General features: G+C 48.3%; 10 protein-coding genes. All 10 read right to left on the bottom strand.

The annotated features are described in order from the left end of the window. Positions 1-30 precede the first annotated feature (30 nt). The 10 genes from ACO6V5_RS14145 to ACO6V5_RS14100 all read right to left on the bottom strand — a co-directional run bounded on the left by ACO6V5_RS14145 (position 31) and on the right by ACO6V5_RS14100 (position 19,966). Complete coding sequence (locus ACO6V5_RS14145; protein ID WP_422409172.1) at positions 31-411, bottom strand: hypothetical protein; 381 nt, start codon at positions 409-411, stop codon at positions 31-33. Between the two features lie 92 nt (positions 412-503). Further along, positions 504-2,399, bottom strand: a complete 1,896-nt coding sequence (locus tag ACO6V5_RS14140; protein WP_422409170.1) for a hypothetical protein — start codon at positions 2,397-2,399, stop codon at positions 504-506. A gap of 125 nt (positions 2,400-2,524) precedes the next feature. Further along, positions 2,525-4,276, bottom strand: coding sequence for a hypothetical protein (locus tag ACO6V5_RS14135; protein WP_422409168.1), 1,752 nt, complete (start codon positions 4,274-4,276; stop codon positions 2,525-2,527). A gap of 247 nt (positions 4,277-4,523) precedes the next feature. After that, positions 4,524-6,446, bottom strand: coding sequence for a hypothetical protein (locus ACO6V5_RS14130; protein WP_422409166.1), 1,923 nt, complete (start codon positions 6,444-6,446; stop codon positions 4,524-4,526). Between the two features lie 93 nt (positions 6,447-6,539). Next, positions 6,540-8,693, bottom strand: coding sequence for a hypothetical protein (locus ACO6V5_RS14125; RefSeq protein ID WP_422409164.1), 2,154 nt, complete (start codon positions 8,691-8,693; stop codon positions 6,540-6,542). A gap of 161 nt (positions 8,694-8,854) precedes the next feature. Continuing rightward, positions 8,855-10,771, bottom strand: coding sequence for a hypothetical protein (locus tag ACO6V5_RS14120; RefSeq protein ID WP_422409162.1), 1,917 nt, complete (start codon positions 10,769-10,771; stop codon positions 8,855-8,857). 165 nt (positions 10,772-10,936) lie between these two features. After that, positions 10,937-13,144 carry a hypothetical protein gene (locus tag ACO6V5_RS14115; RefSeq protein WP_422409161.1) on the bottom strand — a complete coding sequence of 736 codons (2,208 nt, stop codon included), beginning with the start codon at positions 13,142-13,144 and terminating at the stop codon, positions 10,937-10,939. Positions 13,145-13,304: 160 nt separating this feature from the next. After that, positions 13,305-15,185 (bottom strand): hypothetical protein, encoded by a 1,881-nt coding sequence (locus ACO6V5_RS14110; protein WP_422140048.1) that lies wholly within the window; start codon positions 15,183-15,185, stop codon positions 13,305-13,307. 157 nt (positions 15,186-15,342) lie between these two features. Further along, positions 15,343-17,394 carry a hypothetical protein gene (locus tag ACO6V5_RS14105; RefSeq protein ID WP_422140049.1) on the bottom strand — a complete coding sequence of 684 codons (2,052 nt, stop codon included), beginning with the start codon at positions 17,392-17,394 and terminating at the stop codon, positions 15,343-15,345. 133 nt (positions 17,395-17,527) lie between these two features. After that, positions 17,528-19,966, bottom strand: coding sequence for a hypothetical protein (locus ACO6V5_RS14100; protein WP_422409158.1), 2,439 nt, complete (start codon positions 19,964-19,966; stop codon positions 17,528-17,530). Positions 19,967-20,019: the final 53 nt, after the last annotated feature.

Genomic DNA, 20,019 nt, shown 5'->3' with positions numbered 1-20,019 from the left:
TTAAAAGCTGACCGACAGCGATAGCCGCTTCTACAGGTACCCATGAACAATGGTGGGAGCTTTCACGGGTGTTTCTTGTGATCGGGATGAGTTCGTATGCAACCAGGAGATTTGTTGCGTAAAGCCATTGCCGTGAAATCGATCCAATAAGGAGCGTTTTACCCCGTATTCTTCAGGTCTTTGTCGTTTGTCATCTGATGACAGAACGGTCTCTGCATAGTCGTTTTTTCCGGCAATGTCTGGCAGGTTGTCTGACAAAATATGCCCGTCAGGCTTTACAGAAAAGTTCTGGTTTGGAGAATCTGTATTGTGTTCAAGCTCGACAATAAATCGTCTCGTCAATGGATTGGCCTGGCTGATGACAGACAACGACAGCAACATCAGTGCTACAAAGAGTGAGTATTTAATCATTCTGTCCTTGCCTCCTGTTACACAGAGAGGAAGGATAGATCAAGAAAATAAGTGTGTTTTTGTAACTTTCTCATGAAAAGGAAGTTGTCCATTCAAGGATTAAGGTCATTGTCTAAATTCACATCAAAAGGCTTGCGTTTTCGATGAATTCTTTTGTGATTCGACAGGGCTTGGAGATTTTCACAGACCTTCCCGCACGGCCGCTGCTGACCATCCTCCCCGATCACTGTCACTTCACAGGCTTTTGGCCCGCTGTGGTCTCTTCTATAGTGATTCGTCAGGGTTCTGGCATTCTTGCAAACCTTTCCGCATGGTCGTTGCTGTCCATCCTCAACGACCACCGTTGCGTCACAGGTTTTTTGCCCGCTGTGGATTTTGCTTTTGTGATCCCACAGGGCATGGGCACTCTTACAAACCCTCCCACATGGTCGCTGCTGACCATCTTTCTCGACCACTGCCACATCACAGGTTTTTTGCCCGCTGTGAACTTTGCTTTTGTGAACCGAGAGGATTGAAGCATTCTTACAGACCGTCCCGCATGGCCTCTGCTGGCCATCCTTCCCGACTAATGCCTCGTCACAGGTTTGTTGCCCGGAATGGAAGATGCTCCTGTGAATCCCAATGGCTACGAGATTCTTGCAGGTCATACCGCATGGCCGCGACTGGCCATCCTCACCAACCACGGTTGTGTTACAGGTTTGTATCCCGGTGTGCTCTTTTCTTCTGTGATAAAACAGAGCCTGAAAATTCTTGTAGATCTTCCCGCATGGTTGCTGCAGGCCATCCTCTGTGACCAGGGTCGCTCTACAGGTTTGTTCCCCGCCGTGGTTTTTGCTTTTGTGATTCCAAAGAGATTGAGCATTCTTGCAAACCATGGCACATACCCGCTTTCGGCCATCCTCCCTGACCACAGTAAAGTCACAGGTTTTTTGCCCGCTGTGGACGATTTTTTTGTGAGCGTAGAGGGCTTGAGCATTCTGGCAGGTCATCTTGCATGGCCGCCGTTGTCCGTTCTCCCCGGCCACGGTTAGCTCACAGGTTTTTTGCCCGGTATGGTAACTGCTTTTGTGAGATGAAAGTGCTCTTTCATTCTTGGCGACCTTCCCGCATTGCTGCAGTTGGCCATCCTTTCCGACTAATAACTCTCTGCAGATTGTTTGCTGCGGGGGATTAGTTGTATCGGCCAGAAGAGTAACCTTTGAGTTCAGGGCGATCCCGTCTAAGGCGACCCCGTCTAAGGCGACTCCGTCTGTAGAGTCGAAGCTATCAAATTGTGTATTAGTTTGATGGGGGGTTGAGCTTTGTTCGAGTGTTGCGCCTGTGTGGTCTGCCGAACTTTCTCGACATTCCAGCGCTCCGCTATCGGATGAATCTGAAGATTTTCGGAATTGACAAACATCATTACAGGGATGGACGAAACAATTTAAACCCAAAGTATGTGAGTGTTGTTGAGGGGCTTCGTTACCGTCATCAAAGTCAGAATACAGTAGACTGGTGAAATAGCCTATAGGGTAGGTTGTGATTTGTGGGGCTTGTTGGATGGATGATTCTGAGGGCTGGGCCTGTGCTTGATTAGGTTCTGAGCCAGGCATCATAGTGTTGATCGCAAACGAGAGATCCACCTCTGTCAACATAAATCTCGCTTGTTGTTCAAGAGGCATAAACAACGCTGAATCAGGGGACCGATTGCTTTTTAAAAGCCAACCAACAACGATAATCGTTTCTACAGATAGCCATGGATAAAGATTGGAGCTTAAAGAGGCGTCTTTGCTAGACAGGATCAGTTGAAGAGTAACCAGAAGGTTCGCGGCGTAAAGCCATTGCCATGAAATCGAGTCAATGAAGTTTATTTTTATTCTGTAATTGTCATTTCTGTGTCGTTTGTCATCCAATGGCAAATCAGACACTGTATGGTCGTTTGATCCGACAATAAAAGGCTCTGTCAACGGCTCGGCCTGACAGAAGACAGATAATGACAGTATCAGCAACAGCAGTGCTGCAAAGCATGAGAGTTTAATAATTCTATCCTTGCATTCTTATTTACCAAGGGGAAGGATAGACTAGGGAAGTAAGTGTGTTTTTGTGCCTTACTCATAAAAGAGCGGGTGTCAGTTCAAGGACTGAGGTCATCTTGCTGGCCCACATCAAGAGGCTTGCGTTTTCGATGTCTTCTTTTGTGCTCCGAGAGAGCATGAGCATTCTTGCAGATCTTACCGCATTGCTGCAGCTGACCATCCTCTTTGAGTACTATTAAGTCACAGTTTTTTTTCCCGGTGTGGATTCTTCCTTTGTGATCCATTATGGCTTTGGCATTTTTGAAGGCCTTCCCACACGGTCGCGACCGACCATCCTTTCCCATTACTGGCATGTCGCAGATTTGTCGCCCGGTGTGGAATATTCTTTTGTGTTCCCGGAGGGCTCTGGCGTTGTTGCAGACCTTCTCGCATGCCCACTGCTGACCATCCCCTCCAGCCACGGTCACGTTACAGGTTTTCCGCTCGCAGTGGTTGCTGCTTTTGTGCTCCGAGAGGGCATGAGAATTCTTGCAGATTTTTCCGCATGCTCGCTGCTGGCCATTCTCAGCAACCACTATCACGTCACAGTTTTTTTGCCCGGTGTGGAAGTAGTTTTTGTGAGATGACAGTGATCGATAACTCTTGCATACTTTTCCGCACGGCTGCGGCTGGCCATCATCCCCGATCACGGTTATGCTGCAGGTTTGTTGTGTGCAGTGATCTTTTGATTTGTGGTGCATCAGGGCAGCATTATTGATGCATACCTTTGCGCATGGCCGCTCTTGGCCATCCTCACAGATAACGTTTACGTAACAGGTTTTTTGCCCGGTGTGGTATCTGCTTCTATGAACCGTCAGAGATCGAATACTCTCACAGATTTTTCCACATGGTCGCTGTTGGCCATCTTCCCCGATTATGTTTACGACACAGGTCTGTTGCCCACTGTGGACAACGCTTTTGTGATACCACAGAGTTTTGGCATTCTGGTAGGACGCTCCGCATAGCTGCGGCTCGTTATCCTCCCCAGTCACTATTGCGTCACAGGCTTTTTGCCCGGTGTGGTATCCGCTTATGTGAGACAAAAGAATTTTTTTATTCTTGTAAACCTTCCCGCATTGTCGGAGCTGGCCATCCTTCCCGAACATTATCACATTACAAGTTGCCTGCTGGGCAGGGCCGGTGGCATTACTGGCCAGTTGGGGGCATGAGCTTTGTCCGGATGTTACTTCTGCGTAGCCTGTTGAACTTTCTTCACAAACCAACCCTGCGCTACTGGATGGATCTAAACATTGTCGGAATCGACAAACACCATTACAGGGAGAGATATAACAATTTAAACCCAAAGTATGCAGTTGTCCTTCAGGGTCTTCGTTACCTTCGTCAGAATCTGAATACAGGAGGCTGGTGTGATAGCCTCTAATGTGAGTGGTGGCTTGCAGGGCACGCTGGCCAGATGGTTCTGATTGCTGATATTGAGGTTGATCCTGCTCAGAACCAGGCATCATAGTGTTGATTACAAACGGGCGATTTTGACTCGCCTCTTGTTGTTCAATCGGGTTAAACAGAGGTAAATAGCGATTCCAATAATTTTTTAGAAGCCAACCGGCAGTGGTAACCGCTTCCAAAGGTATCCATGAATAGCGGTTTGAGCGAAGAGGGGCGTCTCTGGTGGCTAGAGCCAGTTCGTTAGCAATCAGCAGATTCGCAGTGTAAAGGCATTCCCACGAAATCAACTCAGTGAGAGGCATTTTTTCTCCGTAAATATAAAAACTCTGTCGTTTTTTATCCGTTGGCAATTCGTGTTCTGCGTGGCCATTTGTGTCGGCAATCTCTGAGGATTTTTTTGGCAATGTGTAGCGGTCACCATTTATAGAAAAATTCCCGTTTGAAGAGCCTGTATTTTGTTCAGGCTCGACAATAAAATGACTTGTACATGCTTCGGCCTGATAAACGACAGGTAATAAAAGCGTCAGAAGAAGTGCCGCAAAGACTGAGTGTTTAATAATTCTATCCTTGCCTTCTGGATTACAGAGAGAAAGGATAGATCAAGAAAATAAGTGTGTTTTTGTGTCTTACTCATAAAGGCCGGGTGTCAGTTCAGGGAGTGAGGTCATCGCCCTGGTCCGAATCAACAGACTTTCGTTTTCGATGTCTTCTCTTGTGATTCGACAGGTCTTGATTACTCTTGCAGACCCTCCTGCATGGTCTCTGCTGACTATCCTCTGCGACCACTGTCATATCACAGATTTGTTGTCCTGAGTGGACTTTTTTTTTGTGATACCTCAGGGCTAGAGCATTCATACAGACCGTCCCGCATGGCCGCTGCTGACCATTCTTGCCGACTATTACCACGTCACAGGTTTGTTGCCCAGTGTGGACACTGCTTTTGTGATGCGAAAGGGCTTGAGCATTTTTGTAGACCTTCCTGCATGGCCGCTGTTGGCCATCCCCACCAACCACGGTCACATCACAGGTTTGTTGCCCGGTGTGGTATGTATATTTATGAACTGAAAGAGACTGAGCATTATTTAAGACTTTCCCGCACTCTCGCGCGTGGCCGCCTTTCCCGACCACGGTTACATGACAGGTTTGTTGCACGGTGTGGAAGGATCTCTTGTGATACGACAAGGCTTGAGCATTCCTGCAAACCTTTCCGCATGGACGTAGTTTGCCATTTTCCCCGACCACGTTCACGTTACAGGATTGTCGCCCTGAGTGGAAGTTGCTTTTGTGACATGACAGGGATAGGGCATTCTTGTAAACCTTCCCGCATGACTGCGGTTGGCCATCTTCGCCGATCACGGTTACGTTACAGGTTTCTTGAGCAGCGTGCTTTCGTGATTTGTGCTGTTTCAGGGCAAAATAACCTATGCAGATCGTCCCACATGGTCGCCGCTGGCCATCCTCATCAACCACGACTACGTCACAAGGCTTTTGCCTGGAGTGGTATTTGTATTTATGATATGTAAGGCTTCTAGTGTTTTTGTAGACCCTCCCGCATAGCCGCTCCTGATAGTCCTCCCCGACTACCGTTGCGTCACAGGTTTTTTGTCCAGTGTGATATGTGCTTTTATGAACCGACAGGACTTTTGCATTCTTGAAGGCCCTTCCGCATTGTTGCAGCAGGCCATCCTTCCCTAACACTATCACGTTGCAAGTAATTTGCCCGGCGGGGCTGGTGCTATCGGCTGCCACTTCTGCTATTGAGTTGAGGATGACCCCGTCTGAGGCAACCCCGTTTACGCTATTAGACGGATCGGAAGATTGTCGAAATCGACAAACACCGTTACAGGGATAGATAAAACAATTTAAACCCAAAGTATGCAGGTACTGTTCAGGGTCTTCATTACCGCCGCCAGAGTCAGAATACAGGTGGCTGGTGTAATAGCCTTTAAAGTGAGTATTGACTTGCGGGGGATGCTGCGCTGATGATTGTGATGACTGATATTGTGGTCGGTCCTGTTCAGAGCCAGCCATCATAGTGGTGATGGCAAACGGGTGATGTTGACTCGCCTCTTGTTGTTCAATTGGGTTGAACAGCAGTGAGTCGGGGTTCCAATAGTTTTTTAAAAGCCAGCCAAGAGTGATAATCACTTCCAGAGGCAGCAATGAATAAGGGGTTGGGGATTGAGAGGTGTCTTTGGTGGTCAGGATCAAATTATAAGTAACCAGCAGATTCGTAGCGTATAGCCAATGCCAGGAAATCGACTTAATGAGGGGCTTTTTTACCCCGTAGTTGTAAGTCTTACGTCGTATCTTGTCAGGTGATGAATAGGGTTCCGTGTGGCCGTTTGTGTCGGCAATGTCAGGCGGTTTATCTGACAAGGTTTGTTGGTCGAGCTTTATAAAAAAATTATGGTTTGAACAGTCTGCATTCTGTTCAGGCTCGATAACAAAGCATATTGTCAAGGGTTCAGCCTGACAGGCGACAGACAAAGACAGTAACAGCAGTGCTGGAAAGAGTGAGTGTTTAATAATTATATCTCTGCCTTCTGGTTTAAAGAGGAAATGATAGATCAAGAAAATTTTTCTGGAGAGTTATGTATTCCCACGCAGAGCGAAGGTGCGGGTTTTTGGAGTTTTGCGACACTCCCTTAAAGTGCGGGTATCAGCTCAAGGAGTGAGGTTATTGAGCTGGTTCACATAAACAGGCTTGCGTTTTCGATGTCTTTTTTTGTGCTCCGAGAGGGCATGAGCATTCTCGCAGACCTTCCTGCATTGCCACAGCAGACCGTCGTCCCCGACCAGGGTTATGCCACAGGTTTGTTGCCTAGTGTGGACGCTGCTTTTATGAGCCGACAGATATTGATCGTTTCTGAAGGCCTTTCCGCACGGCTGCTGCAGGCCATTCTTTCCAACCACTGTCATAGTGCAGGTTTGTGGCTCACTGTGGTCTCTTCTTTTGTGATTCGACAAGGCTTTAGCATTCTGGCAGACCTTTCCGCATGGCTGTGGTTGGCTATCCGCACCAATTATTGATAGGTCGCAGGTTAGTCGCCCTCTGTGGATGCTGCTTTTATGACACGATAGAGATTGAGCACTCCTAAAAACCTTCCCGCATGGCCGCTGCTGGCCATCCTCCCTGATCACGGTTACTTCACAGGTTTGTTGCCCGGTGTGGTGATTGTTTTTGTGATTCGACAAGGCTTTAGCATTCTTGCAGATCGTTCCGCACGGCCGCAGCTGGCCATCCTCCTCGATAACGGTCATATCACAGGTTTGTTGACCGGTGTGGAAATTACTTTTGTGATTCAACAAGGCTTTAGCATTCCGGCAGACCGTTCCGCATGGCCGTGGTTGGCTATCCGCACCGATTACTGATAGGTCACAGGTTTGTTGCCTGGTGTGGATGCTGCTTTTATGAGCAGACAGAGATTGAGCACTCCCTAAAACCTTCCCGCACGGCCGCAGCTGGCCATCCTTGCCGACCACGGTTATTTCACAGGTTTTTTGCCCGGTGTGGTAATTGTTTTTGTGATTCGACAAAGCTTTAGCACTCTGACATACCGTTCCGCATGGTCGCAGCTGGCCATCCTCCCCGACAACGATCGCATCACAGGTTTGTTGCTTGCTGTGGAAATTTCTTTTGTGATTAGACAAGGCTTTAGGATTCTGGCAGACCCTTCCGCATGGCTGTGTCTGGCCATTCTCCCTGACAACGGGCTCATAACAGGTTTTTTGCCCGTAGTGAGTGCTGATTTTATGAATTGACAGATCGACAGCATTCTTGAAGACCTTCCCGCACGGCCGTTTCTGGCCATCTTCCCCGATTACGATCAAGTTGCAGGTTTTTTGCCCGCTATGGTATCTGTGTTTGTGACTCGACAGGGCTTGAGTATTTTTGCAGACCTTCCCACAGGGTCTTGGCCGGCCATCCTCTCCGACTGATGTCAGGACACAGGCTTTTTGCCCGGTATGGTATCTGCTTCTGTGAAACAACAGATATTTTTTATTCTTGAATACTTTCTTGCATTGCCGCACCTGACCATCATCTCCGACCTGGATCACGCTACAAGTTGCCTGTCCGGCAGGGAGCCTTGAGTCGGCTGCCCCTGCAATCATAGAGTTTGACGCGACACCGTCTACAGACGTACAACCAAAGCAGTGTGTATCAGCGAAATGGGGGTATGAGTCTGATACAGGGGGTGATCCAGTGTTGTCTGTCGAACTTTTTTCACAAACCAGCGCTCCGCTATTGGATGGGTCGTAAGATTGTCGAAATCGACAAACACCGTTGCATGGATAGATAAAACAATTTAAACCCAAAGTATGCAGGTATTGTCCAGGGTCTTCATTACCGCTGCCAGAGTCTGAATACAGAAGGCTGGTGTAATAGCCTGTAATATAACTAGCCGCATGTGGGGTATGCTGACCCGATGATTGTGATGGCTGAAATTGTGGTTGGTCCTGTTCAGAGCCAGGCATCAGAGTGGTGATGGCAAACGGGTGATTAGGACTCGCCTCTTGTTGTTTGATGGGATAAAACAACTGTGAGCCCGGGTTCCAATAATTTTTTAAAAGCCAGCCGACAGTGATAACTGCTTCCAGAGGTAGCCAGGAAATCGACTCAATCAGGGTCGTTTTCATCTCGTTATTGTAAAGTTTGTGTCGTTTTTCATCAGGCGGTGAATCGGGTTCTGTATAACCGTTTGTGTTGGCAATATCAGACGGGCTGTCTGACAAAGTTCTTCGGTCAAGCTTTATAAAAAAATACTGGTTTGAAGAATCTGCACTTTGTTCAGGCTCGATAACAAAGCATTTTGTCAAGGGGTTAGCCTGACAGGTGACAGACAACGACAGTAACAGCAGTACAGCAAAGAGTGAGTGTTTAATAATTCTATCCCTGTCTTCTGGCTTACAGAGAGGAAGGATAGATCAAGAAAATAAGAGTGTTTTTGTGTCTTTCGTATGAAAGGGCGGGAGTCAGATCAAGGGAGGCCGTTCAGATTCATATTAACAGATTTGCGTTTCCGATGTGTTTTTTTGTGGTCCGAGAAGGCTTGAGCATTTTTGCAGACCTTTCCGCATGGTTGCGGCTGGCCATCCTTATCAATCAGGGGCAGTTCACAGGTTTTTTGGCCTGAGTGGTAATTGCTTTTGTGAGACGACAGTGATGCTAAATTTTTGAAGACCTTTCCGCATGCTCTCTGCTGACCATCCTGATCAACCAAAGTCAGTTCACAGGCTTTTTGCCGTGAGTGGCAGTTGCTTTTGTGAGATGAGAGGGCTTTGGCACTATTGCAGACTTTTCCACATGGTTGCGGCTGGCCATCCTGATCAATCAGGTTCAGTTCACAGGTTTTTTGCCCAGTGTGGGTGCCTCTTTTGTGAGACGACAGTAATGCTAAATTTTTGAAGACCCTCCCGCATGCCCGCTGCTGGCCATCCTCCCCGAGGACAGTCATGCCACAGGTTTTTTTCCCGCTGTGGTAACTGTTTTTGTGACTCCAGTGGGCTTCAGCATTCTTGCACACAGTTCCGCATGGTCGCGGCTGGCCATTATCTCCAATCACTGTAAATTCGCAGATTTTTTTCTCGCTGTGAGCGCTGTTTTTGTGAAACGACAGTGATCGTGAAGTCTTGAAAACCTGACCGCATAGTCGCAGCTGGCCATCTTTCCAGAGCACGGTCAAATTACAGATTTTTTGCCCGGTATGGTATGCGCTTTTGTGAGATGACAGGGCTTGAGCATTCTTGCTGACTTTCCCGCATGGTCGCTGCTGGCCATCCTCCCCGACCACAGTCACACCACAGGTTTTTTGTCCGATATGATCGGTGTTTTTGTGATTGTACAGGGCTCTGTTATTCTGGCAGAGCAATCCGCATGGCTGAGGTCGGCCATCCTCGCCGGTTACCGTATAGTCACAGGCTTTTTTTCCGCTATGGTACTTGCTTCTGTGAGATGACAGAGCTCTGGCATTTTTGCAGACTTTCCCGCATTGTCGCTGCTGGCCATCCTCCCCTGATACTATTTCATTGCACTTTGTTTGCCCTGCAAGGTGAGTTGGATCAGCTGATCCTGCTCCCATTAGGTTAAGGAAAACCCCGTCTGAGGCGACCCCGTCTGAGGCGACCCCGTCTTCAAATTTATAAAGATAGTAGTGTGTATTTGCCGAATAGGGACATGAGTCTGGTTCTGGGTTTGTCTCTGTGTGGTCTGTCGAACTTTCTTCAAAAGCCAACGCACCGCTATTGTATGGATTAGAAGATTGTCGGAATTGACAAATGCCATGACAGGGATAGATATAACAGTTTAAACCTAAAGTATGCGAGTGTTGTTCAGGGTCTTCGTTACCGTCGTTAGAGTCAGAATAAAGGAGGCTGTAGAAATAGCCTTTAATATGAGCGGGGGGCTGTTGGCCGGGTGATTCTGATGGTTGGCCTTGTTGCGGAGCATGTTCAGAGCCAGCCATCATAGCGGAAATTGCAAACGGGGGGGGCTGACTCGCTTCTTGTGGTTCAATCGGGTTATACAGGGATGAATAGGGATTCCAATCGCTTTTTAAAAGCCAACCCAAAGCGATAACTGTTTCTTCAGGTATCCATGAATAAGGGCTTGAGCTTAAAGGGATGTCATTGGTGGTCAGAAACAGTCCATAAGCAACCAGCAGATTCGTAGCATAAAACCACTGCCACGAAATTGACTGAATGAAGAACGTTTTCAACCTGTAGCTGTCAGGTCTGTGTCGTTTGTCATCAAGCTGTGAATAGGGTTCTGCATAGCCGTTTGTGTCGACAATGTCCGTTGTGTTGCCTGGCAATACCCTTCGGTCAAGCTTTATAAAAAAGTTCTGGTTTGGAAAATTTGCATTCTGTTCAAGCCCGACAATATAACGTCTTGTCAAAGGTTTAGCCTGGCAGGTGACAGACAGCGACAGTATCAACAGTGCTGCAAAGAGTGAGTATTTAATGATTCTATTCTTGTATTCAAGTCTACAGAGAGCAAGGATAGATCAAGCAAGCAAGTAAGTATGTTTTTGTGTTTTCCCAATGAAAGGGCCGGTTTCAGTTCAAAGTGTCAGGTAATCGTTCCGGTCCGCATCAAGAGACTTGCGTTTTCGATGTGTTCTTTTGTGCTTCGACAGGGCTTGAGTATTCTTGCAGCCCTTCTCGCATGGTCGCAACAGACCATTTTTGTCGAGCACGTTTAAGTCACAGGTTTCTTGTCTGGTGTGATATTTGCTTTTGTGAGCCGACAGAGATGCAATACTGCGGAAGATCCTACCGCACGGCCGCTGCTGGTTATCCTCCCCGACTGTGATGAATTCACAGGTTTGTTGCCCGGTGTGATGATTGCTTTTGTGATTCGACAGGGCTTTGGCATTCTTGCAGACTGTCCCGCATGGCAGAGGCTGGCCATTCTTCCCAATCACAGTAGCTTCGCAAGTTTGCTGCTCGGTGTGGACGCTGCTTTTGTGAGACGACAGTGATGATACATTTTTGAAGACCTTCCCGCATCTTCGCAGCTGACCACCCTCTCCGAGCACAGTGATGCCACAGGTTTTTTTCCCGGTATGGTAATTGCCTTTGTGATTCGACAGAGCTTTGGCATTATTGCAGACTACTCCGCATGGCCGCGACTGGCCATTATCTCCAATCACTGTAAATTCACAGGCTTTTTGTTCGGTGTGGGCGCTTCTTTTATGATTCGAGAGGGCCATAGCATGCTTGAAGAGCTTCCCGCATGGTTGCGGCTTACCATCCTTTCCGACCACATTTTCTTCACAGTTTTTTTGCCCGGAGTGTACTCTGCTTTTGTGATCCCATAGGGCTTTAGCATTCTTGCATATCATTCCGCAGGTTCGTGGCTGTCCATTCTCCCCGACTTCTGTCACGGGACAGTTTTGTTGCCCGCTGTGATATCTGCTTTTGTGATCCAAGAGGGCTTTTGCACTCTTGAAGGTCATCCCGCACGGCCGCGGCTGGCCATCCTCACAGAGTATGGTCAAGTCACAGCTTTGTTGTCTGGTGTGGTATTTGCCTTTGTGATACGACAGGGCTGGAATATTCTTGCAGACTGTCCCGCATGGCCGTGACTGGCCATCCTCCCCGACGACTCTTACGTCACAGGCTTTTTGCCCGGTATGATATTGGCTTTTGTGATTCGACAGGGAATGAGTATTCTTGCAGACCTTCCCGCATGGATGCAGCTGGCCATCCTCCCCAAGCACGTTTATATCACAGGCTTGTTGCCCGGTATGGGTGCCGCTTCTGTGAGATGACAGTGATCGTGCATTCTTGAAGACCTTCCCGCAAGGCTGCAGCTGGCTATTCCCCCCGAGCACAGTCAAGTCACAGGTTTTTTGTCTCGTGTGAGCTATTCTTTTGTGATCTCGCGGGGCCTGAGCACTCTTGCAGTGAATCCCCCATGGTTGTGGCTGTTCATCCTCCCAGAGTACGACCATTTTACAGGTTTTTCGCTCATTGTGGGTGCTGCTTTTATGAACCGAGAGAGATTCAGCATTCCTGAAGATCTTCCCACATTGTCGCAGCTGGCCATCATCTGCGATCAGGATCACGTTACAGGTTGCTTGTCCGACCGGGGGAGTTGTATCGGCTGCCCATGCAACCATTGAGTCTAAGGCGACTCCGTCTGAGGCGACCCCGTCTACCCTATTGGAAGGGTCGGAAGATTGTCGAAATCGACAAACACCTTTACAGGGATAGATAAAACAATTTAAACCCAAAGTATGCAGGTGTTCTTGAGGGTCTTCATTACCGCTGCCAGAGTCAGAATACAGAGGGCTGGTGTAATAGCTTGTAATATGAGTAGCGGCCTGTGGGGTATGCTGACTCGATGATTGTGATGGCTGATATTGAGGCTGGTTCTGTTCAGAACCGTTCATTATAGTGGTAATGGAAAACGGGTGATTTTTTAAAATCCAGCCGACAGTGATAACCGTTTCCAGAGGTAACCATGAATAAAGGGTTGGGCACAGAGAGATGTTTTTGGTAGGCAGGATCAGTTCATAAGCAACGAGCAGATTCGTAGCGTATAGGCAGTGCCAGAAAATCGACTCAATAAGGGTGGTTTTCATCCCGTAATTGGATGGTTTGTGTCGTTTTTTATCAGGTGGTGAATCAGGTTCCGTATGACCGTTTGTATCGGCAATGTCAGACGGGGTGCCTGACAATGTTCGTCGGTCAAGCTGTATAAAAAAATTCTGGTTTGAAAAATCTGCATTCTGTTCAAGCTCGATAAGAAAGCATCTTGTCAAGGGTTTAGCCAGGCAGACGACAGACAGCGACAGCAAAAAGAGTGCCACAAAAAGTGAGTGTTTAATAAATCTATCCTTGCTTTCTGGTTTACAGAGAGGAAGGATAGATCAAGAAAATAAGTGTGTTTTTTTGTCTCTGACACCAGAGGTGGTTATCAGCTCAAGGAGTGGGGTCATTGTCCTGATTCGCATTAGCAGGTTTGCGTTTTCGATGCATTCTTTTGTGATCCGTCAGGGCTTTGAGACTCTTGCAGATCTTCCCGCACGACCGCAGTTGGCCATCCATCCCGACCAAGGCCTCCTTACAGGTTTTTTTCCCGGAGTGGCATTGGGCTTTGTGATCAGACAGGGCTCTAGCATTCTTGCAGGCCTTCCCGCACTGGCATGGCTGTCCATCCACCCCGATCACGATTTCCATACAGATTTTTTGCCCGCTGTGATACTTGTGTTTGTGATCCAGGAGGCTTTTTGCACTCTTGTAGCTCTTCCCGCACGGCCTCAGCTGGCCATCCTCACAGAGCATGGGCAAGTCACAGCTTTGTTGTCCGGTGTGAGCTCTTCTTTTGTGATCCGACAGGGCCTGGGCATTCTTGCAGATCGTCCCGCATGGTTGTGGTTTCTCGTCCTCCCCGGGTACGGTCAAGTGACAGGTTTTTTGCCCGCTGTGGATGCTGCTTTTATGGGCCGACAGAGATTGAACATTCCTGAAGACCTTCCCACATGGTCGCAGCTGGCCGTCCTGCCCAGGCACGTTCACATCACAGCTACTACGTTGCCCCTTGTGGAAGTTGCTTTTGTGAGTCGACAGGACTCCGGCATTCTGGCAAATCATCCCGCATGGCCGTGGCTGGCCATACTCCCCGACGACTCTCAGGTTACAGATTTTTTGCCCGCTGTGGTATTTGTATTTGTGACTCGACAGGGCTTGAGCATTCTTGCAGACCTTCCCGCATGGATGCAGCAGGCCATACTCCCCAATCAGGTTGGCATCACAGGTTTTTTGCCTGGTGTGAGCGCACCTTTTGTGACTTGACAGGGCTCTGGAATTTTTGAAGACCAATCCGCATGGCCCAGGCTGGCAATCCTCACCGATTTTTGTTACATCACAGGTTTTTTTTCCACTGTGGACTTTGCTTTTATGTCCAGACAAGGCTTGACCGCTTTTGAAGACCTTACCACAGGGTCGTAGCTGGCCATCTTTTCCGAATAATGTTTCGACACAGGTTTTTTGCCCGGTATGGTATTTGCCTTTGTGAAGCGACAGCTTGTGTTTATTCTGAAATACCTTGCTGCATTGCCGCACCTGACCATCATCTCCGACCTGGATCACGCTGCAGGTTGCCTCTCCGGTAGGGGCCGTTGTATCGGCCCAATGAGGGTATGAGTCTGATACGGGGGGTGATCCAGTGTTGTCTGTTGAACTTTTTTCACAAACAGGCGTTCCGCTATTGGATGAATCTGAAGATTGTCGAAATCGACAGACACCGTTACAGGGATGGATAAAACAATTTAAATTCAAAGTATGCAGTTGTTGTTCAGGGTCTTCATTACCGCTGCCAGAGTCAGAATACAGGAGGCTGGTGAAATAGCCTGTAACATGAGTAGTAGCCTGCGGGGGAAGCTGACCCGATGATTGTGTTGGCTGGTATTGTGTTGGCTGATATTGCGTTTGGTCCTGTTCAGAGCCGGGCCTCAGAGAGGTGATGGCAAACGGGTGGTCAGGATTCGCCTCTTGTTGTTTACCGGGATTAAATAACTGTGAGTAGGTGTTGCGATAGTTTTTTAAAAGCCAGCTGACAGTGAGAACTGCTTCCAGAGGTAGCCATGAATAAGGGGTTGGGTATTGAAAGGTGGTTTTCATCCCGTAATTGTCAGGTATATGTCGTATTTTATCCGGAGGTAAATCGGGTTCCTTATAGCCGTTTGTACCGGAAATGTCAGACGGGTTGCCTGACAATGTTCCTTGGTCAAGCTTTATAAAAAAGTTCTGGTTTGAAAAATCTGCATTCTGTTCAAGCTCGATAACAAAGCATCTTGTCAAGGGTTTAGCTTGGCAGATGACAGACAACGATAGTAACAGAAGTGCCGCAAAGAGTGAGTGTTTAATAATTCTATCCCTGTCTTCTGATTTACAGAGAGGAAGGATAGATCAAGAAAATAAGTGTGCTTTTGTGGCTTCCTCATGAAAGGGGGGCAGTTCAAGGAGTGAGGTCACCGTTCCGGTCCCAATCAACAGGCTTGCGTTTTCGATGTATTCTTTTGTGATTCGAAAGGGCCCTGGCATTCTGGCAGACCACTCCGCATGGCCGTGGCTGTCGATCCTCCCCGACTAGTGTCAGGTTACAGATTTTCTGTCCGGTGTGAACTGTGCTTTTGTGCACGTACAGGTCTTGAGTGCTTTTGCAGACCTTCCTGCATGAACGCAGCTCGCCATCTTCTCCTACCATGGTCGTATAACAGATTTGTTGCCCGCTGTGGACTCTGCTTTTATGAGAGGACAATTTTTTGGCGTTATTGCAGACCACTCCACATGGCCGCAGCTGTCCATCCTCCCCGACGATTGTCACGTTACAAGTTTTTTGCCCGCTGTGGTATTGGTTTCTGTGAGTCGACAGGGCTTGAGTATTCTTGCAGAGCTTCCCGCATGGGTACAGCTGGCCATCTTCCCCAACCACGTTGGCATAACAGGTTTGTGGTCTGGTGTGAACGAGCCTTTTGTGATCCCGAAGGGCCTGAGCATTCTTGCAGAGCGTCCCGCATGGTTGTGGTTGCTCATCCTCCCCAAATACGGTCAAGTCACAGGTTTTTTGCCCGCTGTGGATACACCTTCTGTGAGATGACAGTGATTGTGGATTCTTGAAGACCTTCCCGCAAGGCTTTAGCTGACCATCCTCGCCGATCACCGCCGCATCACAGGTTTTATGCTCAGCATGAACGCTGTTTTTGTGATTGAGCAGGGCTCCGGAATTCTTGCAGAGCAATCCGCATGGCCTTGGCTGACCATCTTCCCCGAAGACTCTTACGCGACAGGTTTTTTGCCCGCTGTGGTATCTGTATTTGTGACACGACAGGGCTTGTGCACTCTTGCAGACCTTCCCACATGGGTAAAGCTGGTCATCCTCACCAACCAGGTTGGCATCGCAGGTTTTTAAGCTGCAGTGGACGCTCCTTTTATGACTCGACAGGGCTGCGGCATTCATGAAGACCATTCCGCATGGCCTTGACTGACCATCCTCCCCGAACACAATCACGACACAGGTTTTTTGCCCGGAGTGGCAAGAGATTTTGTGATTCGACAGGGCTTGAGCGTTCTCGCAGACCTTCCCACAGAGGCGCGGCTGGCCATTCTTGATGACTAATGTTATGTCGCAGGTTTTTTGCCCGGTATGGTATTTGCTTTTGTGAGACCAAAGTACTTTTTTATTCTTGAAGACCTTTCCACATTGTCGCAGCTGGCCATCATCTGCGATCAGGATCACGTTACAGGTTGCTTGTCCGACCGGGGGAGTTGTATTGGCTGCCCCTGCAGCCATTGGTTCTGAGGCGACCTCATTTACCTCATTGGATGGATCGGAAGATTGTCGAAATCGACAGACACCGTTACAGGGATGGACAAAACAATTTAAATTCAAAGTATGCAGGTCTTGTTCAGGGTCTTGATTACCGCTGCCAGAGTCGGGATGCAGAGGGCTAGTGTAATAGCCTGTAACACAGGTAGTGGCCTGTGGGGCATGCTGACCCGATGATTGTGTTGGCTGATATTGAGGTTGGTTCTGTTCAGAGCCGGGCATCAGAGTGGTGATTGCAAACGGGTGATTTTGATTCGCCTCCTGGTGTTCAATTGGATTAAACAACGGTGAGAAGGGGTTCCAATAGTTTTTTAAAAGCCAGCCGACAGTGATAACCGCTTCCAGAGGTAGCCATGAATAAAGGGTTGGGCATTGAAAGGTGTCTTTGGTGGTCAGGATCAGCTCATAAGCAACCAGCAGATTGGTAATGTCTAGCCATTGCCGGGAAATAGACTCAATCAGGGTTGTTTTGATCCCGTATATGTCAGTTTTGTGGCGTTTGTTATGAGGCGGTGAACCGGATTTTGTATAGCCGTTTGTATTGTCAAAGTCAGAGGGGTTGTCTGACAATATTTGTCGGTCAGGCTTTATAAAAAAGTTCTGGTTTGAAAAATCTGCATTCTGTTCAAACTCGATAACAAAGCGTCTCGTTAACGGTTTAGCCTGGCAGACGACAGACAACGACAGTAACAGCAGTGCCGCAAAGAGTGAGTGTTTAATGATTCTATCCCTGTCTTCTGATTTACAGAGAGGAAGGATAGATCAAGAAATAACTGTATTTTTTGCTTTTCTCACTGAGAGGGCGGTTATCAGTTCAAGGAGCGAGGTCATTGTCCCGGTTCACATTAACAGGCTTGCGTTTACGGTGTTTTCTTTTGTGGTCCGACAGGGCTTTGACATCTTTGCAGACCTCCCCGCAGTGCTGCGGCTGGCCGTCCTCGGCGACTGCGGTTTCATTACAGACTTGTTGCTTGCTGTGCACGCTTCTTCTGTGATACGACAGGGCTTGAATATTCTTGCAGACTTTCCCGCATAGCCTTGACTGACCATCCTCACTGATCATGGTTATTTCACAGGTTTTTCGCCCGGAATGGATGGTGATTCTGTGAGATGACAGTGATTGTGCATTCTTGAAGACCTTCCCACAAGACTGCAGCTGGCCATTCTTCCCCGGCATAGCCAGGTCACAGGTTTGTTGGCTAGTGTGAGCCATTTTTTTGTGCTTCAACAGGACCTGAGCAGTCTTACAGATAGCCCCGCATGGTTGTGGCAGTCCATCTTCCCCGAGCACGGTTAAGTGGCAGGTTTTTTGCCCGGTGTGGTTGTTGCTTTTATGAACCGACAGAGATTGAGCACTTCTGAAGACCTTCCCGCATCGCCGCTGCTTGCCGTCCTCTCCAAACACGCTCGCTTCACAAATTCGTTGACTGGTGTGGAAGTTGCCTTTGTGATTCGACAGGACTTTAGCATTCTGACAAACCATTCCACATGGCCGTGGCCGGCCGTCTTCCCCGATGACTTTTACGTTACAGGTTTTTTGCCCGGTGTGGTATGCGTTTTTGTGATTCGACAGGCTCTGCACACTCTTGCAGACCCTTCCGCATCGGTGCAGCTGGCCATCCTCCCCAACTACGTTGGCATCACAGGTTTGCTCTCTGGTGTGGACGTACCTTCTGTGAGTCCAAAGGGCTTGAGCATTCTTGCAGACCAATCCACATGGCCATAACTGGCCATCCTCCCCGACGACTTTAAAGACACAGGTTTTTTGCCCTGTGTGGCATTTGCCTTTGTGATTTAACAGGCTCTGCGCACTCTTGTAGATTTTCCCACACGGTCGCTGCTCGCCATCTTCCCCTGTAACGGTCGCAGCACAGGTTCGTTGCCCACCGTGGGTTCTTTTTTTGTGTCTCAAGAGGGTTATAGCATTCGGGCAGACCATTCCGCAGGGTCGTGACTGGCCATCTTCTCCTGTCTCTGTCACGTTACAGGTTCTTTGTCCACTGTGGAACTTGCTTTTGTGCTCTGACAGGGCTTTAGGACTCTTGCAGATTTTCCCACATGTTCGCGGCTGGCCATCCTCACTGATCACGGTCGTATTGCAGGTTTGTTCCCCGCTGTGGACTCTTTTTTTGTGAGATGCCAATTTTTTTGCATTACTGCAGACCTTCCCGCACGGCTGCGGCTGGCCATCTTTCCCGACCACGGTTACTTCACAGGTTTTTTGCCCGGTGTGGTATTTGGTTTGGTGAATTGAGAGGGCTTGTGCACCGTTGTAGGTCTTCCCGCATGTTCGCGGCTGGCCATCCTCCCCTACTTCTGTTAAGTCACAGGTTTTTTTTCTGGCGTGGACTTTGCTTTTATGTTCAGACAAAGCCTGAGCACTTTTGTAGACCTTCCCACAGGGGCGTCGCTGGTCATCTTCTCCTGATAATGTCACGTCACAGGTTTTTTGCCCAGTGTGGTATTTGCTTTTGTGAGACCTAAGTATTTTTTTATTCTTTAAAGCTTTCCCACATTGTCGCAGCTGGCCATCATCTCCGATCAGGATCACGTTACAGATTACCTGTCCGACAGGGGGAGTTGTATAGGCTGCCCCTGTGACCATTGACTCTGAGGCGACCCCGTCTGAGGCGACCCCGTTCACGTTATCGGATGGATCGGAAAATTGTCGAAATCGACAAACACCGTTACAGGGATAGATAAAACAATTTAAACCCAAAGTATGCAGGTCTGGTTCAGGGTCTTCATCTCTTCTGCCAGAGTTAGAATGCAGAAGCCTGGTGTAATAGCCTGTAATAGGATGAGTGGCCTGTGAGGTATGCTGCCCCGATGATTGTGATGGCTGATATTGAGGTTGGCTCTGTTCAGAGCCAGGCATCATAGTGGTAATGGCAAACGGGTAATCTTGATTCGCCTCTTGTTGTTCAATTGGGTCAAACAGCGGTGATTCGAGGCTCCAGTAGCTTTTTAAAAGCCAGCCGACAGTGATGGCCGCTTCCAGAGGTAGCCATGAATAAAGGGTTGGGTATTGAAAGGTGGTTTTCATCCCGTCATTGTCAGGTTTGTGTCGTTTTTTATCAGGCGCTGAATCAGGTTCCGCATAGCTGTTTGTATCGGCAATATCAGACGGGTTGCCTGACAATGTTATTCGGTCAAGCTGTATAAAAAAGTTCTGGTTTGAAAAATCTGCATTCTGTTCAAGTTCAATAACAAAGCGTCTTGTTAACGGTTTAGCCAGGCAAATGACAGACAACGATAGTAACAGAAGTGCTGCAAAGAGTGAGTGTTTAATAATTCTGTCCCTGT

Source organism: Endozoicomonas sp. ALD068, assembly GCF_049310145.1.
Classification (GTDB): Bacteria; Pseudomonadota; Gammaproteobacteria; order Pseudomonadales; family Endozoicomonadaceae; genus Endozoicomonas_A.
Note: the sequence above shows the minus strand (reverse complement) of the source record. Positions and strands in the feature narration are given on the sequence as shown.